Raw genomic sequence first — 25392 nt, 5'->3', positions numbered from 1 at the left:
CCTCATGAGAAACCGGAATGGCCGCGTGTCGGGCAGTCATACTTCCGAATCGAAAATGATCGTGGCGTTGCCCGTCAGCGTGCCGTTCATGCCGGGCCTGAGAAAATCCATGAATCGGGGGGAAATGAAGAAGCGCAGCATTCCCTGTTTGCGGTCGATGTACCGGCTGGGTTCGAACGGGCCAATCCACGTGTTGTGGCTTAGAGTGCTGGACCAACCGTCTTGATTTCCGGGTCCCACGATGCCCGGCGGTACCGTGAGCCGGACCTGAAACTTGGAGTAACCCACCTGGTTATTGCCAATGTCGCAGTCCGCCCCCCCCAGAGAGCTGCATTGCAGCATCACCTTGAATCGCGAAGACGAGGACAGGAAAAACGGCTGATCACGAAAGATCTCTGTCGGCCGGCGACCGCTGTCGATCCAGCGTTGCCAGCCTCCGGCGGGCTCCAGCGCAATCTTGTTTCCACCGGGCGGAAGATCGACTTTCAGCGTGTGTTGCACGTCCAGTACGAAGTCCAGGGTCAGATTGCCGTCATCCGGCACCATCATCGACCCCATCTGGAAGTCGCCGGTGGGACCGAGTGTGTAGGACAGCGATCCGGTGTACAGCCCGGAGGACATGCCCAGAGGATTGGGTGTACGCAACTCATAGGCAAAATCGAGGGTGTCGAAGGACATCGACGGGATTCGGTAGGCGGCCACTTTGGTACACGCGGCCTCTACGGGTGCCTTCCAGAAAAACCTGTAGGCCGCAGGGGAATAGGCACCTACGCCACTGTATGCACAGGGTGACGGAACATAGACCCAACTGCTGCTGGTCCAGAGTCTCTGATGCCCTTCAAGGATGTTTGTCACCCCCACCAGATTGGCAGCCGAATCGCTCAGGATAAAGTTGGACCCTATACCGATGATTCGCACTTCAACGGTTTCGGTTTCCTGTGTGTCCCGGTTCGTGACCATCAACCGCCGCCAATTGGCCGGTGCCCTCACTCCCAAACCATCGCCAGGCGCAATGGCGCGTGTGGATTCGAACCGCACCGGAATCTGAATGCTGAACATATTGCTCACGGAGCACTGACCGGGATAAGTCGCGCAATAACCGCTGTTCGGTGTTTTGTTGACGAACACATTTTTGTTCGGCTGCGAGGAATCGGGCTGGAACAGCGCCCGGATTTCCTGATTGACCGCCTCGGCCGATGGCAGGCTCAGCGCTGCCAGCAGGCCCAGCCAGTACGGAGATCTTTTCATGGTCTCAACCCGCCTTCTGTTCGATGGATGCGAGATCGGCCAGGGTGTCCGGCGTGCAGCGCAGGTCGCCGATCATCAGCACGCTGTTTTCACTTCGATGGTCTTTTTCGTTGAGACGGAACTGGCACAGCAGGTTGTTATCGCGGCGCACTTCCAGGGTCGGGGAGCCGGCGTTCATTTCCATCGAGAAGAACCCGTCGACTTCCGTCACCCCGCGACTGGCGTGGTTGATCACGTGATGCCCCTTGAGTGGCCGGCCCTGTTCATCGATCAGGCGGCCGAGCACGGTCAGGGTTTTCATCACCCGGATCTGCCGGTAATCCACGCCACCCTTGTTCAGGTGATAGCGGGTCCGGGCCGGGGCAATGGTCGCGGCGGGCACATGGTTGCCTTCGAAGTCGAAGCTCACGGAGCTGTTCTGGTACGCAGTCAGCGGAATGAAATTGCGCCCCGGTTTCAACGCCGTACCACCGCCACTGAGGTCATCGGCCCGCAGGACAATGCCGTCGATGTCCGACTCCACGTCGACGATCATGCCGGCGCCGCGCATCTCGTATTCGCTGGTCATCAGCATCTTTTGTCCGCCGACCACCAGGGTGCTGTCGAGGTTGAGGCCACCGGTAAAATTGTTGTTGTAGGACGAACGCTGAACGAAACCGTCGCCATTGACCGTGTCGGTGCGGAAATTGGCCAGGCTCGACAGGCCCATGCCGTAGGTGTCGCTCAACGCGGTGACCGAAACGTTTTGCAGCACGTGATCCTTGAAGTCCTTGCGCCAGCCGATCGAGGCATTGTTGTCGCGTCCGCCGTCACGGTCGGTACGAGAGCCGATGCTGCCGGTCAACTGCTGACCTGGTGCGCCGATGGCCAGGTTCAGGCTCAGATCGACACCACGGTTGCGATCATTGCCGCTGCTGAAACTGCCCGGCCGGTCGAACAGCGACAGGCGCCAGTTGGCGTCGTTGCCGAACAGCACCGTGCGCCGGTTCCAGCCCAGATCCACGCCGACGCCTTCGACGTTACCTTCGCTGTGAGAAACCCGGGCGTTGAGGGAGTTGCGCTGATCGAGCCGATGGTTGATCGCCAGTGACGAGTTGCTGGTCTGGCCGACGAACACGTTGCGTTGTCGCACACGAGTGCCGTCAGGCAGGGTGTCGTAGAGGTTGGTAGTGTCCAGCCAGCTTCGGTTGTGGCTGAGGATCAGGCTGCCGGCGCCATAGTTGTAAAGACTTTGCAGATCCAGCCCTGTGCCGTAATCCCGAGTCTGGTAGACGTTGGCGTACAGGCTGAGGTGGTTGGCCAGGGTCCAGTCGATGGACGTGCCGTATTGCAGTTTTTCCCGGATCTGACGCGCCGAGAGTCCAAGAATCACCCGAGGGTGCGCCAGGTAGTTGATCGATGCTCCAGCCGTAGGACTGCCGCTGGCCTGTTGATCCCAGTTGCTGAGCAGCTTGCTCTCTTCACCGGCGAACAGGTTGTAGCGCCAGCGCTCGTCGAGGTTGCGCCAGTTGTTCGGCTTGTAGACCAGTTCCTGAGTGCTGGAAGTTATCTGCCCGTCTTCGACCAGCCGCACTTCCACTTCATAGATGCCGCCAGGCAATGGCCGGGTGTCGAGAGTCTGCAAACCGGCGGGCACCGACTGGGTGTTGATCAGCAGGCCGTCGCGATAGATCTCCACCGAACCCTGACGGTTGGCGGTGACATAAATCGGGTAAACGCTGGGCATTGCATTGTTGATGGCCAGACTGTCGGAGCTGCCGTACATCACACCGACAGCCGTGTCAGGGCTGGTGCCGAATGTACGCGGCTGACGGGTCAGGCCTTCGGAATTGGGGGTGAAATAGCCCAGGCGAAAGAAGCTGCCTTGCAGCTCGCGCTGGGTGTAAAGCTCGTGCACGGCGTGGTAAAGCTTGTCGTCGGGGCCGCCCATGCGTGCCAGTTGCATGTTGAACGTCTGGCTCCAGTTGCCCAGGCTGCCACTGGCCTCCAGGCCATAGCGCCCGCCCAGGTCCTGATCCTGACCACCATTGAGATTGAGCTGGTTGCGCACCATCAGACCGCTGCTGCCTTCCAGAGGCTGGTCGTGATAACGCTTGGCCTCGAGATCGCGCTCGGCATTGCGGGTGAGGATCGAGACCAGGGAGTTTTCCAGGTTGTAGTGCACCGCCAGCACATCATCCGGACAAGATCCGGAGCAATCGCCCAGCGGCACACTTGGCTTGAGGAAAGCAGCCCACTTTTCCCGCTCGGCGGGGCCGTAGCGGTTCTCGCTGGTATCGGTGAATTCAAGCAGGGTGATGCGATCATCGCGCGACAGCACCACCAGGGCCTCGCCCAGCGGTTGCTGGTCAAGCTCGACCCGCACCGCCAGGGGTACGTCGAAGAAATGCTCCTCGAAATCCGCCGGCAAACCTTTGGCTTGCGCCAGCAGACTGCGAGGTGTCGTACCCGCAGGAGCAGGGGCCGCCATCGCACCGGCACAAAACAGCAGTGCAAGCGCAACCGCGATGGGTGTCATCGGGAACATGAACTCTTACTCTGATTTCGAACAAGTTGAAGTCCGGCGGGACAAATCGGGGAGTGGTTGTCCCGCCGGGAAACGCTACCGGGCAGTCAGCGCAGATTCTTGATCAACGCCCAGCCACCGGCGGTACGGCATCAAAGGTCATTGCGACAGTACCGGTGTAATCACCCGGGTTGAACGTGGTGCCCTTGGCGCTGATTTTCAGCGGAGCTCTATAGTTCACATCGGACTCGGACTCACCCACGACCATTTGCGGAGTCTGGGTCAGCACTTTGTTATTGAACAGTACTTCCAGTGCGATGGTTTCGTTCCCGTAGATCAACTGCGGAACACTTTCAAGGCTGGCATGAACCGAACCGTTATTGTTGCGTACATCGAAGAAACCATTGATTTCGCGCATCTTGCCGGTGCTTGGCTGGAAACTCATGTCCTGGTCCTTGTTGACCAGATCTGCATCGGTCGGCACCACGTAGAAACCATTGGTAGGTACGTGGGCGATGAGGCTGATGGAGTGACGCGCTTCACCGGCGGCGAAGGTCACGGAGGAGCTCAGGGCCAGGGCGGCGAGAGAAGCGGTGATTGCGATTTTCTTGAACATCGGTCAGTACCTGTTTTCTTTTAAGGAATCGAAACATTGAAGTTCATGTCATACCGGTCGATAAGAACCGAAACATGAAAGTTCAACGCCGGGGCATGATCGACTCTTGGCTCAAGAATGTAAGCAGGCAACTTCCCACGAGCTCGTAGTTCAACAACCTCGTGACACGAAAGAAAAAACATCAAAATATCAAAATATATAAAAGCGACTGTAAGCAATACCCTACCCACAGTTAAAAAGAAAAAACATTACAACATCTAGAGTACGGCGAGACGGCACTTTCTATTGTTTTTAGAATATAAGCTCAAGCATTAATAGAGTGTGAGCTTTAACCTTCTGGTTATTCTTGTCTGGATGAACAAGTAACCCATATTCGTCCGGCTGCGCTCCTTTTGCACCTGCTGACCACTCGTCAGCTGCCATTTCTTCTCGGGCAAAAAGACCTTGCCCAGCCGTAAAGATATATCTTAAGTTGTATCTAAACACGACGAGAGAAGACTGAAATGAGAGACCATCATTCCCCCCACCGCGACCACGGCGATAGCCGTGACGGCTTCGAAAAACGCCACGGCCGTGAACGCGGCGGGCGCGGCCCCCGGGTATTCGCACCGGGTGACCTGAAATTGCTGTTGCTGGCATTGATCGCCGAACAGCCCTGCCACGGCTACGACCTGATCCGCCAGATCGAAACCATGTTCGACGGCGCCTACAGCCCCAGCCCCGGCGTGATCTACCCGACCCTGACGTTTCTCGAAGAAAGCGAAATGATCACCGGCGATGCCGAGGGCGGCAAAAAGCGTTACGCGGTCACCGATGCCGGTCGCCAATCGCTGAGCGAACAGGCGGTGGCCCTCGACGGCGTGCGCATGCGCATCGATGTCAGCAAGCGCTCGTTGCGCGGCCACGACCGGCCGCCGGAAATCCATGAAGCGGTGCATAACCTGCGCCACGCCCTGCAAATGCACCACGGGCGCTGGAGCCCGGAAGAAATCCTGCGGGTGCGTGACCTGCTCAACGACACCGCCAAAGCCATTGTCGACGGCCCCGCCGTTCAACCTGCCCCGGAGAAAGCCGAATGACTGCAGTCGATACCCAAACCATTCACCGCGTCATGCATGAAATCAAACGCCGTCGCCTGGAAGTCCTGCGCGTGGTCGATCTGACCCCACGCATGCGCCGCATCACCCTCGGCGGGCCGGAACTGGCCGGGTTCATCAGCCTCGGTACCGACGATCACGTCAAACTGCTGTTCCCGCAGAACGCCGAACAGGCCGCCGCGCTGGAAACCCTGGTGCTCGGCGCCGGCAAGAGCGACGTACCGATGCCGGAAATGCGCGACTACACCCCGCGTCGCTATGACCTCGACAAGCTTGAGCTGGACATCGACTTCGTCCTCCACGGAGACGGCCCTGCCTCGACCTGGGCGGAACAGGCCAAGCCTGGGCAATTCCTGCACATCGGCGGCCCGCGCGGTTCGATGATCGTGCCGGACATCTTCGACAGCTACCTGCTGATCGGCGACGAAACCGCCCTGCCCTCCATCGCTCGCCGCCTCGAAGGCCTGACGGCCAATCGCAAGGCGCTGGTGGTGATCGAAGTGGAAAACGGCAAGGAGCAGCAAACGCTGGAAAGCGCGGCGCAGGTCAATGTGATCTGGGTATTGCGCGGAGACAACAAGGACAGCCTGCTGACCACCGTGAAACAGTTGCAGGTGCCAAAGGGCAATCTGTATGCGTGGGTAGCGACAGAAACGAAAGTCTCGCGGCAGATCCGCCGGGTGCTGCTCGATGAGCACGGGCTGGACGAGCAGTTTGTCAAAGCCGTCGGTTACTGGCGCGCCGAAGGCTCCGAAGAAGAGTGAAACGAGCGGCGGCGCTGTTAAAGGCGCCGCCCCTTCCAGCGATCAATCCCGATCACCAACAACGCAATCAGCACAAACCCCAGCAGAATCCCTCCTGCATTGACGAACACCTGTGGATAACCCAGCAGTGCCACGTCAATGAACGGATACGCGTAAGCCCCCAGCAGATGCCCGCGCAACAGCGCATAGGCGAAGTACACCAGCGGATAGATCAGCCACAGCGGCAGGTGCTTCAGACGCAAGCTGCCCTTCGGCACGCAAAACCACCAGTAAGCCAGGAACAGCAGCGGCATCACGTCGTGCAGCAATTCGTCGGCGAGAAACTGCCAGCCCTGCGGATGCCACAGATGCCGCAGCAAAAGGCTGTAGGCCAGGCCCACCACGGCAATGCTGACGGCAATCCCGCTGCTGACCCAGGGTTGCAGAAACCAGCGGCGCGCAGCGGATTCGCGATTCGTTACCGCGCAGGTCAGCACCACCGCCACCAGAGTGTTGGTGATCACGGTGAAGTAACTGAAGAAACTCACCAGCCCGCCCAGCAGACTGGCGCCAACGCTCAGGCGAGCGAAGAAAATCAGGTACAGCTGAATCCCCAGCCCGGCCCAGCCCAGCACCGCGGCCGAAGTGATGAGGCGTCGCCGCCGCACGGCGTTCATCTCAGAGCGGACGCTTGGTGCGCATCAACTTAACGTACAGGCGTTCGACCTTCTCCCGCGCCCATGGCGTCTTGCGCAAAAAGGTCAGGCTCGACTTGATGGTCGGATCGCTCTTGAAGCAACGGATGTCGATGCGCTCGGCCAGGCCCGACCATTCGTAGTGGGTCACCAGTGCATTGAGGATCTGTTCGAGGGTCACGCCGTGCAGCGGATCGGGGTTGTGGTCGTTCATGCCGGGCCTTTGGGCGAAGTGAAAATGCAGAAGCCGCGCACCTTAGCCGAGGGGCTGAGCCGGTGGAAGGCCTTCCTTCAAATGTAGGTGAACCGCGCAAGATCGCAGGCTCCGTCGACAGCGGCAATGTGATCGATTGCCGCACTGTTACCGAATCCGAAAGGGTTCATGTCTGCAAAAGCACTTTGTGTTTTTGTAACGGGACATTATCCTGCCGCCCTTCTGCTGAATCGCTTCACTGCCTGCGTCAAATCGTAGCGGTCAGCCCATCCCCCCAAAAAGATCAAGAAAGACCCATTTCATGCCTGATTTTCCGTTCTCCCGAGACAGCGCTATCTCAACCCTGCGCCTGATCGGCGGCTGCACCGCCCTTGGCCTCGCCACCTGCACCCAGGCCGCTCCGGCCTTCGACAGTGAATCACCGTATATGCTCGGTGACTGGAACGGCACCCGCAGCGAACTCTCGGCCAAAGGCATCGACTTCAAGCTCGACTACACCGGCGAAATGGGCAGCAACCTGCACGGCGGCTATGACCACGACCGCACTGCGCGCTACAGCGATCAATGGGGCCTCGGCACGCATCTGGACCTGCAAAAACTGCTGGGCTGGAACGACGCCGAATTCCAGTTGACCGTGACCAAGCGCAGCGGCAACAACATCAGCAACGACCGCATCAACGACCCGCGCGTCGGCGGCTTCACCTCGGCCCAGGAAGTCTGGGGCCGTGGCCAGACCACCCGCCTGACACAGATGTGGTATCAGCAGAAATTCTTCGACCAGAAGCTCGACATCAAGGTCGGCCGCTTCGGCGAAGGCGAAGACTTCAACAGCTTCCCGTGCGACTTCCAGAACCTGGCGTTCTGCGGCTCGCAGGTCGGCAACTGGGTGGGTGGCATCTGGTACAACTGGCCGGTCAGCCAATGGGCGCTGCGCGTCAAATATCACCTGACACCAGAGTTGTACGCGCAGGTCGGCGCCTATGAGCAGAACCCGTCGAACCTCGATCGCGGCAACGGCTTCAAACTCAGCGGCAGCGGCACCCAGGGCGCGATCCTGCCGATCGAACTGGTGTGGACGCCGAAACTGAACGGCCTGCCGGGCGAATACCGCGCCGGTTACTACTACAGCAACGCCAAGGCCACTGACGCCTATAAAGACAGCAACGGCCAGCCGGCGGCCCTGAGCGGCGAAGCCTATCGCAGCGCCTCCAGCAAACACGGCGTGTGGCTCGGCGTGCAGCAGCAGATCACCAGCGTCGCCAGCGACAACTCCCGTGGCCTGAGCGTGTTTGCCAACGGCACGATGCACGACAAGAAGACCAACGCCGTCGACAACTACGTTCAGGCCGGCGTGGTCTACAAAGGCCTGTTCGACGCCCGCGCCAAGGACGACATCGGCTTTGCCCTGGCTCGCGTCCACGTCAACCCGGCCTACCGCAAGAACGCCGAAGCGACCAACCAGGCCCGCGCCGTCTACGACTACGACGATCCGTCCTACCTGCCGCCGCAGGACACCGAATACAGCGCCGAACTCTATTACGGCGTGCACGTCACCAATTGGCTGACCGTGCGCCCGAACCTGCAATACATCCGCCATCCGGGGGGCGTGGACAAAGTCGATGACGCGCTGATCGGCGGGATCAAGATCCAGTCGTCGTTCTGACCGGTACCCGCAGAAGATTCACTTAGCTGAACAAGTTTTATATGAACCATGCCCGCGCCCAATCGTCATCTACAGTGACTACAGCGCGGGACTACTTGAAACGTCACGGAGAACCACACTATGAGCACCGAAAGTGCTTCGAGTCGAGGCCGTCTGCTTCCGAGTCTGCTCGGCATTCTGCTTCTACTGATGGGCCTGGCCATGCTGGCCGGGGGAATCAAGCTGAGCACGCTCGGCGGCTCGCTGTACTACCTGCTGGCCGGTATCGGCATCACGCTGACCGGCATTCTGATGCTGATGCGTCGCCGCGCAGCACTGGGCCTGTACGCCATTGTGCTGTTTGCCAGCACCGTATGGGCGCTGTGGGAAGTCGGTCTGGACTGGTGGCAACTGGTGCCGCGTCTGGCACTGTGGTTTGTCCTCGGCTTTGTGATGCTGCTGCCGTGGTTCCGTCGTCCGCTGCTGCTCAACGGTCCTGCACCGATGGGCACCGGCGGCCTGACCGTGGCCGTGATCCTGGCCGGCGTCACCGCCCTGGCCAGCCTGTTCACCCACCCGGGCGAAACCTTTGGCGAACTGGGTCGCGACACCGCCGACACCACCAGCACCGCGCCAGCCATGCCCGATGGCGACTGGCAGGCCTATGGCCGCAGCGAATTCGGTGACCGTTACTCGCCACTGAAGCAGATCACCCCGGCCAACGTCGGCAAGCTGCAAGAAGCCTGGCGCATCCAGACCGGCGACCTGCCGACTGCTGATGACCCGGTCGAGCTCACCAACGAAAACACTCCGCTGAAAGCCAACGGCATGCTCTATGCCTGCACCGCTCACAGCAAAGTGCTGGCGCTGGACCCGGACACCGGCAAGGAACTGTGGCGCTTCGACCCGCAGATCAAGAGCCCGGTCGGCTTCAAGGGCTTCGCCCACATGACCTGCCGTGGCGTGTCGTACTACGACGAAGCCGCGTACGCCAAGTCTGCAACTGCCGCTTCCGCCGTCATCTCCGAGGCCGGCAAAGCCGTCGCCCAGGCGTGCCCGCGTCGCCTGTACCTGCCGACCGCCGATGCCCGCCTGATCGCACTGAACGCCGACACCGGCAAGATCTGCGAAGGCTTCGGCAACAAAGGCGTGGTTGACCTGACCCAGGGCATCGGCCCGTTCACCCCGGGTGGCTACTACTCCACCTCGCCAGCCGCGATCACTCGTGATCTGGTGATCATGGGTGGCCACGTGACCGACAACGAATCGACCAACGAGCCGTCCGGCGTGATCCGCGCCTACGACGTTCGCGACGGTCACCTGGTGTGGAACTGGGACAGCAACAACCCGGACGCCACCGAACCGTTGGCCCCGGGCCAGATCTACAGCCGCAACTCGGCGAACATGTGGTCGCTGGCCAGTGTTGATGAAAAACTCAACATGGTTTACCTGCCACTGGGCAACCAGACCCCAGACCAGTGGGGCGCTGACCGCACCCCGGGCGCCGAGAAATTCAGCGCCGGCGTCGTCGCCCTGGACCTGACCACCGGTAAAGTGCGCTGGAACTACCAGTTCACCCACCACGACCTGTGGGACATGGACGTTGGCAGCCAGCCAACCCTGCTGGACATGAAAACCGCCGACGGCATCAAGCCTGCGCTGATCGCCCCGACCAAACAGGGCAGCCTGTACGTCCTCGACCGTCGTGACGGCACGCCGATCATCCCGATCAAGGAAATCCCGGTTCCGCAAGGCGCCGTGAAAGGCGACCACACCGCACCAACCCAGGCCCGTTCGGACCTGAACCTGCTGGCCCCGGAACTGACCGAAAAAGCCATGTGGGGCGCCAGCCCGTTCGACCAGATGCTGTGCCGCATCCAGTTCAAGGAACTGCGCTACGAAGGCCAATACACGCCTCCGTCGGAACAGGGCAGCCTGATCTATCCGGGTAACGTCGGCGTGTTCAACTGGGGCGGTGTTTCTGTCGACCCGGTTCGCCAGATGCTGTTCACCAGCCCGAACTACATGGCCTTCGTCTCGAAAATGGTGCCACGCGAAAAAGTCGCGGCCGGCAGCAAACGCGAGAGCGAAACCGCTGGCGTGCAACCAAACACCGGCGCGCCATACGCGGTGATCATGCATCCGTTCATGTCGCCACTGGGCGTACCGTGCCAGGCCCCGGCCTGGGGTTACGTCGCCGGTATCGACCTGACCACCGGCAAAGTCGTCTGGAAACGCAAGAACGGCACCAGCCGCGACAGCTCGCCAATCCCGATCGGCTTCACCCTGGGTGTGCCTAGCATGGGCGGCTCGATCGTTACTGCTGGCGGCGTCGGCTTCCTCAGCGGCACCCTCGACCAGTACCTGCGCGCCTACGACGTGAACTCTGGTAAAGAACTGTGGAAATCGCGCCTGCCTGCGGGCGGCCAAGCGACCCCGATGACCTACACCGGCAAGGACGGCAAGCAATACGTCCTGCTCGTGGTGGGTGGTCACGGCTCGCTGGGCACCAAGATGGGTGACTATGTGATTGCGTACAAACTGCCGGAATAAGTTGTAACGGCAGTAAGGAAAAAGGCGATGCCCTGTGAGGGGTGTCGCCTTTTTTGTGGGCTGCGTTTTTACACGGGGTGTGTATGTCCTACAGACAGGGTGTTTGGAGGGGATGTTTCTGACATGTCGCGTCGGTTGTCGCTCGGAAATGGGGTGGATAGGCTTTGGGGGTCGCTGCAAATTCAGCGAACGGGCGTCGCGGCCCGACTTCTGAGGCATAATTGCCGCCGCTTAACAGCAGCACCTCAAGTGCTTGTTTATGGTGGCTGTGCGCGGGATACCTTCGGGTATGCCGAATGCCTCAGGTCGGTCCGCGAACCCGCGTACAGCTGCCACCCCTCTTTTTGCGTCGCGGCAATTAGAGGAATGGACCAATTCCTGAGGAGTAAAAAATGAAAACACCAACACCCAATCCCCCCGAATCAAACGACGCATCGCCCTACGAATCGCCAGACTCCAAAAAACTCCACGACGCTGCCGAGCGCGCGCTCGACCACTACCTGAAACCCAACGCCACCACCCTGCGCTTCCATAAACCCAGCACCATGTTCCAGGTCGCACCCGATCAGGACAGTGAAAGCCTGCTGGTCCACGCCTGCGAATCACTGGCACAGGCCAGCCTCATGACCAGTGACATCGCCTCACACATCGACCTCCCGCAGCGGCGGACAATTCTGGCCATTCAGCAAATCATCATGCTGGCTGAACTGGCGGTGAATCGGGTGCTGGATAACGTCGAAGTACAGCGCTACCCAACACACAGCTGAGTCGCCCTGACGAAATCGACCTGCCAGCCACAGACCACATTCGCTGGCAGATCGATTGGGACGCGGAGCGTCCCGGGCTGCATTCCCACGCGGAGCGTGGGAACGATCACGTTACAGCCATGCGCGGGAGGGCCTACGCCCTGCCAGGTTCCATTCCCCGGTCGACCAACCCGCGCATGGCTCCCCCAAACAAACCGGATGAGCGTTAGCTCGACAACGCTTTTGATCTTGATCCACCCGCCCCTTCGGAAGGCTGAGTGGAGGTGTTCATCCGGGGATTGGCGCGCAGCGCCGTTTGGCGAAGCCGAACTCATCGACGAAGTCGATGCCCCCGGAGGGACGCCGGAGCGAAGGGACCCGAGCTTGCGAGGGCCGAACGCCGGGGCGAGACCTTTTGGTTCCTTTTGGGGCGTTTGCCAAAAGGGACTCGCCGTAAGGGCGAAACCGCCAGCCGCAGCACCCGAAGCAACGGATATTCACCCAAAACACCCAGAGCATGGTCGGCCCAAAGGCCGCCAAGCCCAAAGCCCAAACCCTGTCAAAACCCTGAACACACAACCAGAAACACCCCACCCCATTGAAACCACCAAAACCCTGCCCCATCTAACACCCATACCCCATTGCGCAGGTGCCCCATGAGCGACCAGCAAGAATTCCCGGACAACCCCGACGACATCACCGAAACCGACGCCGAACACATCGAACACCACGTCCCCGGCAAAGGCCTCGCCCTGCCCGGCCAGAACCTGCCGGACAAGGTCTACATCATCCCGATCCACAACCGCCCGTTCTTCCCGGCCCAGGTCCTGCCGGTCATCGTCAACGAAGAACCCTGGGCCGAAACCCTCGAACTGGTCAGCAAATCCGACCACCACTCCCTGGCCCTGTTCTTCATGGACACGCCCCAGGAAGACCCGCGCCACTTCGACACCAAGGCATTGCCGCAATACGGCACCCTGGTCAAGGTGCACCACGCCAGCCGCGAAAACGGCAAACTGCAATTCGTCGCCCAGGGCCTGAGCCGCGTCCGCATCAAGACCTGGCTCAAGCACCATCGCCCGCCGTATCTGGTGGAAGTCGAATACCCGCACCAGCCCACCGAGCCGACCGACGAGGTCAAGGCCTACGGCATGGCGCTGATCAACGCGATCAAGGAACTGCTGCCGCTCAACCCGCTGTACAGCGAAGAGCTGAAGAACTACCTCAACCGCTTCAGCCCCAACGACCCGTCGCCGCTGACCGACTTCGCCGCCGCCCTGACCTCCGCCACCGGCCCCGAGCTGCAGGAAGTGCTCGACTGCGTGCCGATGCTCAAGCGCATGGAAAAAGTCCTGCCGATGCTGCGCAAGGAAGTCGAAGTCGCGCGCCTGCAAAAAGAAATCTCCGCCGAGGTGAACCGCAAGATCGGCGAGCATCAGCGCGAGTTCTTCCTTAAAGAACAGCTCAAGGTCATCCAGCAGGAACTCGGCCTGACCAAGGACGACCGCAGCGCCGACCTCGAACAGTTCGAGCAGCGTCTGGAAGGCAAAGTCCTGCCGACGCAGGTGCAAAAGCGCCTTGAAGAAGAGATGAACAAACTGTCGATCCTCGAAACCGGATCGCCGGAGTACGCGGTCACCCGCAACTACCTCGACTGGGCGACCTCGGTGCCGTGGGGCGTGTATGGCGAGGACAAACTCGACCTCAAGCACGCGCGCAAGGTGCTGGACAAACACCACGCCGGCCTCGACGACATCAAGGACCGCATCCTCGAATTCCTCGCGGTCGGTGCCTACAAAGGCGAGATCAGCGGTTCCATCGTGCTGTTGGTCGGCCCGCCCGGCGTGGGTAAAACCAGCGTCGGCAAGTCCATTGCCGAATCCCTCGGCCGGCCGTTCTACCGCTTCAGCCTCGGCGGCATGCGCGACGAAGCCGAGATCAAGGGCCATCGCCGCACCTACATCGGCGCGCAGCCGGGCAAACTCGTGCAGGCGTTGAAAGACGTCGAAGTGATGAACCCGGTGATCATGCTCGACGAGATCGACAAGATGGGCCAGAGCTACCAGGGCGACCCGGCCTCGGCGCTGCTGGAAACCCTCGACCCGGAACAGAACGTCGAATTCCTCGACCACTATCTGGACCTGCGGATGGACCTGTCGAAAGTCCTGTTCGTCTGCACCGCCAACACCCTGGATTCGATTCCCGGCCCGTTGCTTGACCGGATGGAAGTGATTCGCCTGTCGGGTTACATCACCGAAGAAAAAGTCGCCATCGCCAAGCGTCATCTGTGGCCGAAACTGCTGGAAAAGGCCGGCGTGTCCAAAGGCAGCCTGAGCATCAGCGACACGGCGCTCAAGGCCTTGATCGACGGCTACGCCCGTGAAGCCGGCGTGCGCCAGCTGGAAAAACAGATGGGCAAACTGGTGCGCAAAGCGGTGATGAAGCTCATCGACGATCCGAAAGCGGTGATCAAGATCGGTCCGAAAGACCTCGAAGCCTCACTCGGCCATCCAGTGTTTCGCAACGAGCAAGTGCTGTCCGGCACCGGGGTGATTACCGGCCTGGCCTGGACCAGCATGGGTGGCGCGACTCTGCCGATTGAAGCGACGCGGATTCACACCCTGAATCGCGGATTCAAACTCACCGGGCAATTGGGCGATGTGATGAAGGAGTCGGCGGAGATCGCCTACAGCTACGTCAGCTCGCACCTCAAATCCTTCGGTGGTGACCCGAAATTCTTCGACGAGGCTTTCGTCCACCTGCACGTGCCGGAAGGCGCAACGCCGAAGGACGGCCCGAGCGCCGGCGTGACCATGGCCAGTGCCCTGCTCTCCCTCGCCCGTAATCAGCCGCCGAAAAAAGGCGTGGCAATGACCGGCGAACTGACACTGACCGGGCATGTACTGCCGATTGGCGGGGTACGTGAGAAGGTGATCGCGGCGCGGCGGCAGAAGATTTTCGAGCTGATTCTGCCGGAGCCGAATCGGGGTAACTTTGAAGAGTTGCCGGACTATCTGAAAGAGGGGATCACCGTGCATTTCGCCAAGAAGTTTGCGGATGTGGCGAAGGTGCTTTTCTAACCCTACCCTGCTGATGATCGTTCCCACGCTCTGCGTGGGAATGCCGCCCGGGACGCTCTGCGTCCCTTCACAAGCGTGACGCGGAGCGTCACAGGATGCATTCCCACGCGGAGCGTGGGAACGATCACGCCAAGCTTGGCGTTGTCACACTTTGTCTCATCTTCAGTTATGCTCGCCGTTCGTCGCCAACGCCGGAGCCACTGAATCCATGTCCCCCCTTCGCCTGTTTGTCCCCCTGTCCCTCGCCCTGCTGGCAGCCTGCGCCACGCAACCGAAAACCAACGTGACCGTGGAAAAACAGAGCGAATGCCCGGTACGGCTGACCAACGGGCAAAACCTGATCGTCATGCTCCCGAGCAACCCGACCACCGGCTACCGCTGGGCCATTCAAGACTCGGCCGGCGGCGTGCTGCATGCGCTGAGCCCCGAGGTTTACAGCAGTCCGAAAGATTCCGGCATGGTCGGCGCGGGCGGTTTCTCCACCTGGCGCTTCCAGGCCTTTGCTCCCGGCACCGGGCGCTTGCGCCTGACGTCGCAGCAACCCTGGGAACCTGAAGTCGAGCCGGTGGAAACCTTTGACTGCGCGATCTCGGTGAACTGACCGTGGGCTGGCTGATCCTCGCGCTGATGGGCGCAGTGACCTTTCTCTATGGCGTCAGCACCCATGCGGCGTTGCTTTGCCTGCTGGTCAAACCGTTGCCGGTACTGGCCCTGCTCGGCTGGCTGCACGATGCGCCGCCCAGCGACTATCGCCGCTGGATCAGCCTCGGTCTGATTTTCTCGTTGATCGGCGATGTGTTGCTGGCGTGGCCGGGGGATCTGTTCGTGTTCGGCCTCGGTGCGTTTCTGGTCGCGCATCTGGCGTATCTCAAGGCTTACCTCAGCGATTGCCGACGCTTGGCCCTGCTCCCGCTGATCCTGGCGCTCAGCGTCGGCGCCGTGCTGTTGGGCATATTGATCGGCAGCGGACTCGGTCCGTTGACCGTACCGGTGATCGTTTACGGAACAGCCATCAGCGCCATGCTCTGGCGCGCACTGGCCCGACTCGGCAGCGGCGTACCGCAACGTTCGGCGCTGCTGGCGGCTGGCGGCGCGGTAGCGTTCGTGTTCTCCGACAGCGTGATCGGCATCAACCGGTTTGTCTCACCGTTCAACGCAGCGCCCTACATCATCATCCTCAGTTACTGGCTGGGGCAGTGGGGGATTGCAGCGTCGGCATTCAATCAGAAATCAAAATGATGAGAACGCTGCTTTCATCTATCGCTAAAAGCTCTTAAAAACTGTCATATCTGACAGTACCCCCGCCTCCTCCTGCGGAATTAGGATTCGAGTGGCGTCATCAACCACCTCTCTAACCCAAGGAAGAACAACATGAGCTTTTTTCAAAGCAACAAAAAACGGGGCGCTGCTCAGCGTTTCATTACTGTCAGCGCAGAAACCACTGCAACGGTTTCCAACCGAGTAGATCTTAGTACTCAGGTTGTTCAGTTCGAGGCTGACGAACACAGCAACAATGTTGTGTTCGCTTCACGGGCCAATACTGGCGATTACTCCGAGCGAAACAAAAAAGGCATCGTGCTTGTATTGGATAAAGATACCCCGACCGGCCAGTACTCAGCGACAGATCCAAAATTCCCCTCCCTTTACTATTTTGAGACGGGTGAAAATGAGAACTTCACGACTTCATATCAGTATCACGCCAAAAGCGGTTCCCTGACGTTGGAGGTCGTGGAAAACAGTACAGACAAGCTGCATTTAGAACTCGATTTTGATTTCAAGGGTGAAGACAGTAGGACAGAGGAGCTCAAGATCACCGGCAAATCGGTCTTTATCGTCCTGTTCAACGACAAATGATTCACGCTTGAATCCTGAGTGGCCAAACATCTTTATCCGTTGTTTGGCCACCCAATCATTTTTTTGAGTCATCACGCTTCGCCATCCCCTCGTTTTATCAGACACCCAAGCACCCGCGCGCTACTTTGGCTAAAATGCCGGCCTTTTCATCGACACCGCCGGAACCGCCGTGAGCAAAGAACCCGATCGCATTTTCGCCCAGCCGATGGCCCAGGTGCCTGACTTCGCCTTCAACGAAGACGTGGTGCGGGTGTTCCCGGACATGATCAAGCGTTCGGTGCCGGGCTACCCGACCATCGTCGAGAACCTCGGCGTGCTTGCGGCGCAGTTCGCTCAGCCAAACAGCGTGCTCTACGACCTCGGCGCTTCGCTGGGTGCCGTGACTCAGGCCCTGCGCCGACATGTACGCACAGACGGTTGCCGGGTGATCGCGGTGGATAACTCGGCAGCGATGGTTGAGCGCTGCCGTGAATACCTCAACGGTCAGGATTCGATGTTCCAGGAGTTACTACCGGTCGAGGTGATTGAAGGCGATATCCTCGCCCTCGACTTCAAACCGGCCTCGGTGGTGGCGCTGAACTTCACCCTGCAATTCATCGCCCCGGAGCAGCGTACGGCGTTGCTGTCGCGCATTCGCCAATCGTTGCTGCCGGGCGGCGCGCTGATCCTGTCGGAGAAGCTGCGCTTCAACGATGCCGAGGAACACGCGCTGCTGACCGACCTGCACGTCGCGTTCAAACGCGCCAACGGCTACAGCGAACTGGAAATCGCCCAGAAGCGCAGCGCCATCGAAAACGTCATGAAGCCCGACAGCCTCGAAGAACACCGCGAACGCCTGCTGGCCGCCGGGTTCTCGAAAGTCGTGCCGTGGTTCCAGTGTCTTAACTTTGCCTCGTTGATTGCCTTGCCATGATTGATCTGTCCCCCCTCGCCCGCCGTCTGGCCGGCTCGCCGCTGGCCGAATGGGCCAACACCCTGCAAGCACAGCTCGACAAGAAAATGGAAAAGGGTCACGGCGATCTGGAGCGCTGGCAGAGTGCGCTGGACGCCTTGCCGAAGATCCAGCCGACCGAAGTCGACCTGCTCGATGGCCTGAAGCTGGACACCGATTGCGACGACGAAACCCGCGCGCAGATGCGCACCGCGCTGATGGGCCTGTCGCCGTGGCGCAAAGGGCCGTTCAATCTGTTTGGCGTGCACGTCGACACCGAATGGCGCTCGGACTGGAAGTGGTCGCGAGTCGCTCCGCATCTCGATCTGAAGGGCAAACGCATCCTCGATGTCGGTTGCGGTAACGGCTATTACATGTGGCGCATGCTCGGTGCCGGCGCCGACAGCGTGATCGGCGTCGATCCGAATTGGCTGTTCTTCTGCCAGTTCCAGGCGGTGCAGCGTTATCTGTCAGAGCCGAATGCCTGGCACTTGCCGTTCCCGTTTGAAGACCTGCCGCCGAATCTGGAAGGCTTCGACACGGTGTTTTCCATGGGCGTGTTCTATCACCGTCGTTCGCCGATCGAGCATTTGCTGGCGCTGAAGGATTGCCTGGTCAAGGGTGGCGAGCTGGTGCTGGAAACGCTGGTGGTCGAAGGTGACAAGCATCAGGTGCTGGTGCCGGAAGACCGTTATGCGCAGATGCGCAACGTGTGGTTCCTGCCGTCCGTGCCAGCGCTGGAACTGTGGTTGCGCCGTGCCGGGTTTACGGATGTGAAATGCGTGGACGTGAGCACCACCACTGTTGAAGAGCAGCGTGGGACCGAGTGGATGAAGTATCAGTCGCTGAGCGATTTCCTTGATCCGGAAGATCACAGCAAGACGATCGAAGGGTTGCCGGCGCCGATGCGGGCCGTAATCGTCGCGAAGAAGTAAATCTTCCGAACACTAAAAAAACTGTGGGAGTGGGCATGCTCGTTCCCACAGTTTTTTATTCAGTCTGCAGGTTTCGCGCGTCGCGCCCTGAAGAACTCAGTCAGCACCGCCCCGCACTCTTCCGCCAACACCCCGCCTTCATACAGCACTCGATGGTTGAGAAAGCCCTGAGTGAAGAACTGCCCCTGGCTCTGCACAATCCCGGCCTTGGGCTCCAGCGCGCCGTACACCACCCGCGCAATCCGTGAATGCACGATCAGCCCGGCGCACATGCTGCACGGTTCCAGCGTCACGTAGAGCGTGCTGCCCGGCAGGCGATAATTGCTGACTGCCTGAGCGGCAGCACGGATAGCAACCATCTCCGCATGCGCGCTCGGATCGCTCCCCGTGATCGGGCAGTTGAAGCCACGACCGATGATCTCGCCATCCTGCACCAGCACCGCGCCCACCGGCACTTCGCCGAGGGCCGCGCCTTGGGCGGCCAACGCCAATGCTTCACGCATGAAATCGCGGTCACGGCTGCGGTCGATGATCGCCGCGGGGCGAATCTGGCGCATCACTTCACCTCGATGGCGGCCATCAGGCCGGTTTCCATGTGGTCGATCACGTGGCAGTGGAACATCCACACACCCGGGTTATCCGCCACCAGCGCCACTTGTGCGCGCTCGTTCTTGCCCAGCAGATAAGTGTCGGTGAAGTACGGCACGATCTTGTGCCGGTTCGACGCAATCACCTTGAAGCTCATGCCGTGCAGGTGAATCGGGTGCTGGTACTGGGTCATGTTCTTCAATTCGAAAATATAGCTCTGGCCCAGTTTCAGGCTGGCAATCGGCCGGTCGGCGCAGGTCTTGTCGGTGATGTCCCAGGCCTTGCCGTTGATCTGCCACAGGCTCGGCGGCTTGCCGTTGTCGACATTCACCGACACCGAACCGACCCATTCGAAATTGAAGTTGAGTTTCTCGGCATTGGCCAGGTCCGGCTCGGCGACCGGGTTGGCGGGTAATGCCTTCGGCCAGTCGGTCGGCGCGTCATTGTTGGCCACCGAACGCAGAGTACCCAGACGCACCGGGCCGTTGCGCAGCGACAGTTCCTCACCGGCCGGCGGTGCCTTGATCGCCAGGCAGATGCGCATGCCCGGGCCGAGCCAGTATTCCTTGCCCAACGGCCGCGGCTCGACCGGGTTGCCGTCCAGCGCATAGATCTGCGCTTCGACACCGGGAATATTGATGCGATAGGTCAGGGTGTTGTCGAGATTGAGCAGGCGCACCCGGGTGATCTGCCCGGCCGGCAGCTCGATGACCGGCGCAGGCACACCGTTGATGGTCGACAGCCGCCCCGCCGTACCGCCACGGGCCGCTTCGCGCGGAATGCTGAACTCGACGAAGTTGCCCTCGTCGTCGATGTGCCAGTTTTTCAGGCTCAGGGTTTTTTCGTATTTGAATCCGGTCGGTTCGCGCTCTTCGACAATCAACGGCCCGACCAACCCGCGACCGAGTTCCTCGCTGCTGCTGACGTGCGGGTGATACCAATAGCTGCCGGCATCCGGCACGCGGAATTTGTAATCGAAGTATTCGCCCGGCAGTACCGGCAATTGCGAGACGTATGGCACACCGTCCATTTCCAGCGGCAGGCGAATGCCGTGCCAGTGAATGGTCGTCGCGACCGGCAGATGGTTGATGAAACGCACACGCAGCCACTCACCCTGACGCACACGCAACTCGGTGCCCGGCGCCGACGGGCCGAACGCCCAGGCTTCGGTCTTGTGCCCTGGCACCAGCTCGACGTCCAGTGGCGCAGCGATCAACTCGTAGTCATGACCCGCGTCGGCATCGGCCATTTTGCCCAGCCAGTAACGCGACGCGCCCCCCGCGCCCACACCAACGACAACAAGACCGGCCAGGCCACCGAGGATTTGGCGACGGGTAAAGGACATGAACTCAACTACCTCACGTATCTGCGGCAGGCCCGCAGGCCCGTAAAGGGCGAATACGATACACCTGCAGATGAGAAACAGTAAGGGCAGCGCGGCGACTGGCCGCAGTTCCTCAAGAGGTCAAACGGGACTCAAGCGCCCATCTCCCAGAGCTTTCGTACCCTGGCCCGATCGATTTCCCATACGTCATGCCTATTGTTCCGACACTTGATACACCCAACTGCCGACAGACCCGTCCTACGTCACCTGAAATGATCCGGGCCCTATCCGTACCACCCTCAAGGAAAGACCGTGGACACATCTGAAAACACTGCATTACCCAACGTTGCCGACAAACTGGCACTCAAGAACCTCGTGCCCGCCCTGGTTCAGGCATGTCCCGACATGTACGAAATGGCCTGCGATGTCGCCAGAGAAATCCTGCTCAAACACGGTGTGAATCATCTGGATCCCGAACAGGTTTACTGGCACCGCTTCAAGTACTCCAGCAGCAGCTGGAAAGCCTTCACGGGGTGGGAACACCATGGCGCCAGGCCAACCGAGTCCATGACGTTGCCGCAACTGGTGATCCAGCGTTTCCGCGTCGGTGACCAGGACAACTCCGACATGCTGGACGTCGACGGAGGCTTCTACACGGCCGGGCCGGACGTCGAGGACTTCGACGAGACCAATGAAGTGCGGCTGCATGGCAACGAGGTGTTGAAGGATTTCTGGGCGATCAACTTTGCCGATCTTTTCAATCAGAAGGTCGCCTCGTTCTGGAAAAAGCACACCCGCACATTCCGCAGCCTGGCCAAGTGCACCTTTCTCGCCCAGGCCATGGAGGATCGCGAGGGAGGCCGGTTGTCGGACGATAACTTCCGAACCGTGATCAAGGCCATCGCCGGCAATGTGAGCTGGCCCGTCACGCTGCAGATGCTGGAAGAGGATGCGGCACCCGCCAAGGGGATGAGTCTCAGCCTGCTGAAAGTCGGCGGTTACGTGGCGACCGATATCCTGTGCATCGCCGACGGCAATGGCCGCAAGATCCTTTACACCCCGGGGGAAGTGTGGGGTCTGCACGCCTTCGAGACGGCCAGGGACCTGCATTGGTGGGTGCTGTCGCAAACCCGAAAACCGGCAGACCGCAAACGTTTCCTCGCGCACTTTCAGGTGGCCGACCACGATGTCATGGAAGACACCTCATGGCGCGATGCCGCGAAATCGAGCTGGCTCTCGGTCTTGAATCCCGGGGTTAATCTGGTCGTCGAGATATTCCGCCCACCGCATGTCGAAAACGTCGGACTCAATCATGTCCTGGATCTATTGGTCAGCACCTGGGACTGCGCCGATCACTTTCTGATCGAACACACGAGCGACACGCTCAAGAACGATGCCTTCACCTTCCTCGCCAATGCCACGCACACCCGAATGATCAGCGACGCCACATTCATGATGCACACCAATGGCGATCTGCGGAAAAAACTGTGGGTCGGCTATCTGAATGCTTTCGGTCGCATGTTCGGCCCGATGGCCGCTGTCGGCTGGCCCGTGGCGCTGGCTGTCGTGGGTGCCGGCATTGCCAACGTCGGGCTGCAGATTGATCAGGCGGTCAATGGCAAGACACCCGGCGAGCGCAAGGCTGCCGTGACGGGCGCCATCTTCGCGACAATCGATACCCTGTTCAACGCCACCTTCCTCAAGGGCAGTGGCCGTCTGCCAGAAATAGTCGAGGCCAGTACGGTCTTCGAACCGGAAGAAAAACTCGCCGAAGCGGTGCTTGCCCGTCCCTCTCTGCCCCCGCTGGAGGAGATCGCCCCGACACGTATCCTGCCCGCGCAGCCAGAGGATTTTCTCGCCTCATTCAAGACTGAGATCACGGAGGGCACCCGCGTCGAAACCGGCGATCCCAAATTGCAGGAGATCATCCTGGCCGCGTCGGGCAAACGGTACATTTACATGCGCCGCGTGGGGAGAGACGGCTTTTACCAGGTGCGCTATGTCGAGCAACTACGCGGCTGGGTGATTGTCGATCCCGCCAATCCTTTCTCGTTTTACCGCAATGTCCCGGTCCGTTTGAACGAAGCACTCAGATGGGAACCCGTTGCCCGCCCTGGCCTCAAGGGCGGCATGAAGATTTTCGGCAAGTGGCCCTTCGGACACACCGCCGACCCGCTGCCCGAAGTGGAGGTGCAGCCGCTGGCGTATGACGTCCCGCAGACCTCACGGCCGGCGTTGCAACCTGTTGCCGAAGCGCAGGTGGACGATTTCCCCCTGGATCCTCAGGACAGCAGCGACCGCCTCTACCAAGACTTCAAAACCTTGCGTCGCGGCCTGTACGACGATGCCATCGGCGCCTATGCCAGCGCCGAGTTCCCGCCGCGGCCGCTGGTTCCAGCCTTCAAACCCACGACACCGTTCACTGAAATGACCAAGCGTCTGTTCAAGGACGGCACCGGTCTGGTGATCGGTCAGGACAGCTCGGTGATCGGTGCCCGAAAGCTACTGGTCGAGAACCTCAAGGCACTGAACAAGCAAAAAGTCAGAACCCTTTACCTGGATCACTTGCTCACGGACTTCCATCAAACGGATCTGGATGTTCTCCATCAGACCGGCAAGATGCCGCCCGCCCTCGAACGATATCTGAAGACTTTGGACGTTCGGTTCAAGACCGATCCGGCCGGACCGCACTCCTACACCGAACTGGTAAAAAACGCACAGAAAAACCACATCCGCGTGCAAGCCATCGACAGCATGGCCAGCGGGCGTTTCCCACGGATGGAGGGCACAACCGAGGCCAGCAGCCGGAAAATGATGAACTACTACTCGGACACCGTGATTCAGGCTGACCAGGCCGCGCGGGGTTCTCATCGCTGGATAGCTCTGGTCGATGAGGCTCGTGCCAGCCGCTTCGACACGGTCGCCGGGCTGAGTGAGCTGGAAGGAACGGTCGCACTGCGTGTCGAGGAAAGCGCGCTCGGTCAGACTCAGGGACTGACCACCGACCCGGGAAAAAAGATCAAGGACATCCTGGGACGTCCCTTGGACGAGTTGAAAAGTGACCTGCGCCTGCAACTGGTCGCCCCGCCACCGACGGCAACCGCTCGCTCACTGGAGGAGGCGTTGCCCAAGCCTGGCATGTTCATGGTGCAGGAGCCTTCCACCCTTGTTCACCGAAGCGGCGATGGCAGCCTGGTGCGCACGCCAATCCAGCAGGACACCGCCGGTTTCTCCATCCTCCGGCCTAAGTGGTCAGCCGTCAGCGGACGTCACTTCGACAGCCTGCATGAATTGCTGGAAGCCATTGAACATGAAGGTCTCACACAGGTACGCGTGCGTATTGACCCAACCGCCACGCCCGGTCAGTTGCCGGACACTCAACCGTCCATCCCGGTGACCGAAGCGCCGCCCGCCCCGGATTTGATGGTCAAGGATCCACCTCGCTTTACCTCGCTGTATGAGATTCCGGTGCAGGCGCGGGCGGAACTGAAAAATGTTGCCCGGGGCAACGACAGCCATCTGCTGGGCGACGCCTTCAAGTCATGGAGCGGCAACTCGCCTCTCGACACTTTCAAGACGCTGCGAGGGCAACTGCACGAGGCGGCCGTGCGCTTCTATGCCGAATTGCGCCTGCCGGTGCGTCCGTCGATGGATTCGCTGACAGCAGGACTGTCGGGGCAAACATTCATCGAGCGGGTATTCGCAGAATTTCGTGGGCTGGTCATAGGCGAGAGTCATGCCGGTGTCGGCAGCAAGCAATGGCTGATCGACAATATGCAAACCCTGGCCAACAAGGGTGTGAAGACCCTCTACTCCGAGCACCTGCTCACGGACTTCCATCAAGCCGCACTGGACAACTACGCCAGGACGTCGGTCATGCCGCGGGATCTGGAGAACTACCTGATTCAGCTCGACAGCGGTCACATGACCGATCCGCTGCAACGCTACACCTTTCTCAATCTGGTCAAGGAAGCCAACCGCAAAGGAATACGCGTTCAGGCCATCGATTGCCTGGCCAGTTACCGGGTTGAGGGGATGAAAACCGCTGACCTGTCTGCCCGACAGAGAATGATGAACTTCTACGCGCACACCGTGATCGAGGCCGACCAAACCGCTCGCGGGCCGAATAACTGGGTGGCGCTGGTGGGAAATTCCCACTCCAACACCTTTGAAGGCGTTGCCGGTGTCAGTGAGCTGGAAGGCGCCGTCGGTCTGCGCGCCGAAGATATCGCTGAAGGTCAGTCCGGTGGTATCGAAGCGGATCCCGGTAAAAGTCTCGGCGATCAAATGGGCAAGAATGAGGCGCTCGTCAAAGGCGACCTGCGCCTGCAAGTCGAAACGCCGTGGTATGCGCGGACGAACTCAGAGATTGAACAGTTACTTTCCCGACCTGGCATGTATACCTTGACCAAGAAACTGCGCAACACACTCCTGGTTCATCGCAGCCGCACCAACCTGATCGTGGAAACTGATATTCGCTTCGAATCCGACCGCGTATTCATTGAACGGCCCGAATGGCCCACCGTGCATGAAAAACGCTTCGCCAATCTCCAGGCGCTGCTGAAGGCCCTCGATGAACGAGGCATGAAACTGGCCGGCTGGTCCAAGCCGTTGTAATCG

The 25392-nt window shown here is 60.1% G+C and carries 19 protein-coding genes; 12 read left to right on the top strand and 7 right to left on the bottom strand.

The window, feature by feature from the left end; all coding sequences use genetic code 11:
* Positions 1-36: 36 nt before the first annotated feature.
* The 3 genes from AC07N4_RS21970 to AC07N4_RS21960 all read right to left on the bottom strand — a co-directional run bounded on the left by AC07N4_RS21970 (position 37) and on the right by AC07N4_RS21960 (position 4370).
* The gene (locus AC07N4_RS21970) at positions 37-1248 is read right to left on the bottom strand and encodes a hypothetical protein (RefSeq protein WP_493066046.1); all 1212 of its coding nucleotides are present in this window, start codon (positions 1246-1248) and stop codon (positions 37-39) included.
* A 4-nt stretch (positions 1249-1252) separates the two neighbouring features.
* Entirely contained in the window at positions 1253-3775 is a 2523-nt protein-coding gene (locus AC07N4_RS21965) for a TcfC E-set like domain-containing protein (protein ID WP_493066047.1), read from the bottom strand.
* A 103-nt stretch (positions 3776-3878) separates the two neighbouring features.
* Complete coding sequence (locus AC07N4_RS21960) at positions 3879-4370, bottom strand: CS1 type fimbrial major subunit (protein ID WP_102620802.1); 492 nt, start codon at positions 4368-4370, stop codon at positions 3879-3881.
* A 503-nt stretch (positions 4371-4873) separates the two neighbouring features.
* Here AC07N4_RS21960 and AC07N4_RS21955 point away from each other — a divergent pair.
* On the top strand, positions 4874-5449 hold the full coding sequence (locus AC07N4_RS21955) for a PadR family transcriptional regulator (RefSeq protein WP_102620803.1): 576 nt from the start codon (positions 4874-4876) through the stop codon (positions 5447-5449).
* The gene (locus tag AC07N4_RS21950; RefSeq protein ID WP_493066048.1) at positions 5446-6231 is read left to right on the top strand and encodes a siderophore-interacting protein; all 786 of its coding nucleotides are present in this window, start codon (positions 5446-5448) and stop codon (positions 6229-6231) included. Before AC07N4_RS21955 ends, AC07N4_RS21950 begins: the two co-directional genes overlap by 4 nt.
* 17 nt (positions 6232-6248) lie before the next feature.
* Here the strand turns inward: AC07N4_RS21950 and AC07N4_RS21945 are convergent, their stop codons facing one another.
* Both AC07N4_RS21945 and AC07N4_RS21940 read right to left on the bottom strand, forming a co-directional pair.
* Complete coding sequence (locus AC07N4_RS21945; protein WP_493066049.1) at positions 6249-6887, bottom strand: Pr6Pr family membrane protein; 639 nt, start codon at positions 6885-6887, stop codon at positions 6249-6251.
* Between the two features lies 1 nt (position 6888).
* Entirely contained in the window at positions 6889-7119 is a 231-nt protein-coding gene (locus tag AC07N4_RS21940) for a VF530 family protein (RefSeq protein WP_007956650.1), read from the bottom strand.
* A 301-nt stretch (positions 7120-7420) separates the two neighbouring features.
* On the opposite strand from AC07N4_RS21940, the gene AC07N4_RS21935 reads away from it, so the two are divergent.
* The 9 genes from AC07N4_RS21935 to cmoB all read left to right on the top strand — a co-directional run bounded on the left by AC07N4_RS21935 (position 7421) and on the right by cmoB (position 18860).
* Entirely contained in the window at positions 7421-8782 is a 1362-nt protein-coding gene (locus tag AC07N4_RS21935; RefSeq protein WP_102620806.1) for a carbohydrate porin, read from the top strand.
* Between the two features lie 120 nt (positions 8783-8902).
* Positions 8903-11314 carry a glucose/quinate/shikimate family membrane-bound PQQ-dependent dehydrogenase gene (locus AC07N4_RS21930; RefSeq protein WP_102620807.1) on the top strand — a complete coding sequence of 804 codons (2412 nt, stop codon included), beginning with the start codon at positions 8903-8905 and terminating at the stop codon, positions 11312-11314.
* Positions 11315-11706: 392 nt separating this feature from the next.
* Complete coding sequence (locus AC07N4_RS21925; RefSeq protein WP_493066050.1) at positions 11707-12081, top strand: DUF6124 family protein; 375 nt, start codon at positions 11707-11709, stop codon at positions 12079-12081.
* A 635-nt stretch (positions 12082-12716) separates the two neighbouring features.
* On the top strand, positions 12717-15140 hold the full coding sequence (gene lon, locus AC07N4_RS21920) for an endopeptidase La (RefSeq protein ID WP_493066051.1): 2424 nt from the start codon (positions 12717-12719) through the stop codon (positions 15138-15140).
* Between the two features lie 208 nt (positions 15141-15348).
* Positions 15349-15741, top strand: coding sequence for a protease inhibitor I42 family protein (locus AC07N4_RS21915; protein WP_102620810.1), 393 nt, complete (start codon positions 15349-15351; stop codon positions 15739-15741).
* Positions 15742-15743: 2 nt separating this feature from the next.
* Positions 15744-16379, top strand: a complete 636-nt coding sequence (locus tag AC07N4_RS21910) for a lysoplasmalogenase (RefSeq protein ID WP_173861346.1) — start codon at positions 15744-15746, stop codon at positions 16377-16379.
* Positions 16380-16511: 132 nt separating this feature from the next.
* Complete coding sequence (locus AC07N4_RS21905) at positions 16512-16994, top strand: hypothetical protein (protein WP_102620812.1); 483 nt, start codon at positions 16512-16514, stop codon at positions 16992-16994.
* A 205-nt stretch (positions 16995-17199) separates the two neighbouring features.
* Entirely contained in the window at positions 17200-17907 is a 708-nt protein-coding gene (gene cmoA, locus AC07N4_RS21900) for a carboxy-S-adenosyl-L-methionine synthase CmoA (protein WP_219737186.1), read from the top strand.
* Positions 17904-18860, top strand: a complete 957-nt coding sequence (cmoB, locus tag AC07N4_RS21895; RefSeq protein WP_493066052.1) for a tRNA 5-methoxyuridine(34)/uridine 5-oxyacetic acid(34) synthase CmoB — start codon at positions 17904-17906, stop codon at positions 18858-18860. The genes cmoA and cmoB overlap by 4 nt, the downstream gene beginning before the upstream one ends.
* Before the next feature lie 59 nt (positions 18861-18919).
* On the opposite strand, the gene tadA is transcribed toward cmoB, so the two are convergent.
* Positions 18920-19417, bottom strand: a complete 498-nt coding sequence (gene tadA, locus AC07N4_RS21890; RefSeq protein ID WP_096818572.1) for a tRNA adenosine(34) deaminase TadA — start codon at positions 19415-19417, stop codon at positions 18920-18922.
* Positions 19417-20793, bottom strand: coding sequence for a multicopper oxidase family protein (locus AC07N4_RS21885; RefSeq protein ID WP_025109201.1), 1377 nt, complete (start codon positions 20791-20793; stop codon positions 19417-19419). Before AC07N4_RS21885 ends, tadA begins: the two co-directional genes overlap by 1 nt.
* 291 nt (positions 20794-21084) lie before the next feature.
* Between AC07N4_RS21885 and AC07N4_RS21880 the strand changes: the two genes are divergently transcribed.
* Positions 21085-25389 carry a membrane-targeted effector domain-containing toxin gene (locus tag AC07N4_RS21880; protein ID WP_495077482.1) on the top strand — a complete coding sequence of 1435 codons (4305 nt, stop codon included), beginning with the start codon at positions 21085-21087 and terminating at the stop codon, positions 25387-25389.
* Positions 25390-25392: the final 3 nt, after the last annotated feature.

It is taken from the genome of Pseudomonas sp. GW821-FHT09E04, from assembly GCF_059416185.1.
This window is presented reverse-complemented; position numbering and strand designations above follow the sequence as displayed.

Excerpts from the sequence above, each read along its gene's own strand:
- AC07N4_RS21970 (WP_493066046.1), bottom strand. The coding sequence starts at position 1,248 with ATGAAAAGATCTCCGTACTGGCTGGGCCTGCTGGCAGCGCTGAGCCTG.
- AC07N4_RS21965 (WP_493066047.1), bottom strand. The coding sequence starts at position 3,775 with ATGTTCCCGATGACACCCATCGCGGTTGCGCTTGCACTGCTGTTTTGT.
- AC07N4_RS21960 (WP_102620802.1), bottom strand. The coding sequence starts at position 4,370 with ATGTTCAAGAAAATCGCAATCACCGCTTCTCTCGCCGCCCTGGCCCTG.
- AC07N4_RS21955 (WP_102620803.1), top strand. The coding sequence starts at position 4,874 with ATGAGAGACCATCATTCCCCCCACCGCGACCACGGCGATAGCCGTGAC.
- AC07N4_RS21950 (WP_493066048.1), top strand. The coding sequence starts at position 5,446 with ATGACTGCAGTCGATACCCAAACCATTCACCGCGTCATGCATGAAATC.
- AC07N4_RS21945 (WP_493066049.1), bottom strand. The coding sequence starts at position 6,887 with ATGAACGCCGTGCGGCGGCGACGCCTCATCACTTCGGCCGCGGTGCTG.
- AC07N4_RS21940 (WP_007956650.1), bottom strand. The coding sequence starts at position 7,119 with ATGAACGACCACAACCCCGATCCGCTGCACGGCGTGACCCTCGAACAG.
- AC07N4_RS21935 (WP_102620806.1), top strand. The coding sequence starts at position 7,421 with ATGCCTGATTTTCCGTTCTCCCGAGACAGCGCTATCTCAACCCTGCGC.
- AC07N4_RS21930 (WP_102620807.1), top strand. The coding sequence starts at position 8,903 with ATGAGCACCGAAAGTGCTTCGAGTCGAGGCCGTCTGCTTCCGAGTCTG.
- AC07N4_RS21925 (WP_493066050.1), top strand. The coding sequence starts at position 11,707 with ATGAAAACACCAACACCCAATCCCCCCGAATCAAACGACGCATCGCCC.
- lon (WP_493066051.1), top strand. The coding sequence starts at position 12,717 with ATGAGCGACCAGCAAGAATTCCCGGACAACCCCGACGACATCACCGAA.
- AC07N4_RS21915 (WP_102620810.1), top strand. The coding sequence starts at position 15,349 with ATGTCCCCCCTTCGCCTGTTTGTCCCCCTGTCCCTCGCCCTGCTGGCA.
- AC07N4_RS21905 (WP_102620812.1), top strand. The coding sequence starts at position 16,512 with ATGAGCTTTTTTCAAAGCAACAAAAAACGGGGCGCTGCTCAGCGTTTC.
- cmoA (WP_219737186.1), top strand. The coding sequence starts at position 17,200 with ATGGCCCAGGTGCCTGACTTCGCCTTCAACGAAGACGTGGTGCGGGTG.
- cmoB (WP_493066052.1), top strand. The coding sequence starts at position 17,904 with ATGATTGATCTGTCCCCCCTCGCCCGCCGTCTGGCCGGCTCGCCGCTG.
- tadA (WP_096818572.1), bottom strand. The coding sequence starts at position 19,417 with ATGCGCCAGATTCGCCCCGCGGCGATCATCGACCGCAGCCGTGACCGC.
- AC07N4_RS21885 (WP_025109201.1), bottom strand. The coding sequence starts at position 20,793 with ATGTCCTTTACCCGTCGCCAAATCCTCGGTGGCCTGGCCGGTCTTGTT.